Source organism: Sulfitobacter sp. CW3 (assembly GCF_019392245.1).
Lineage (GTDB): Bacteria > Pseudomonadota > Alphaproteobacteria > Rhodobacterales > Rhodobacteraceae > Sulfitobacter.
In genome coordinates this window covers 1-362 of record NZ_JAHXRL010000056.1, presented here as the reverse complement: position 1 = coordinate 362, position 362 = coordinate 1, and the positions used below count along the sequence as shown (strand labels likewise).

Annotated in this window: 1 protein-coding gene; it reads right to left on the bottom strand. The window is 62.7% G+C overall.

What is annotated here, in order from left to right:
• Positions 1 to 60: 60 nt before the first annotated feature.
• Positions 61 to 362 (bottom strand): hypothetical protein (locus KZZ06_RS20190; RefSeq protein ID WP_219581775.1); only part of this gene is annotated, 302 nt, incomplete at its 5' end.

Sequence of the window (362 nt, the reverse complement as noted above, 5' to 3'; positions counted from 1 at the left end):
CGGACATGCCGGACACGCTGGCAGCCTCGACGGCCATCTTGGTCCGCGAACTACGGGGCTTCATGGCTTCCTAGCAAGAAGCCGAGCCTGATCTGCTTCCTCGACCGCTACCGCCTCGACGGCGGCAATGACATTCTCTAGCTCGGCTACGGCACGGATCGCGCTTTGTGCCGGCAGCCCATCATGCTCGGCCATCGCCAGGATGAGCGTGCGCTGGTGCGCCTTCAGGCGCTCAAGGAGGGCGTTGAGCTTGTCGGCCATGAGCAGGCTGTAGCCGTGAAGCAGGGGCTCAACAATACAATGGCCTGTGCCGACGCGGCGATCATGTGATGATAGCTTGCGGCGATCAGCAGAAGGAACGC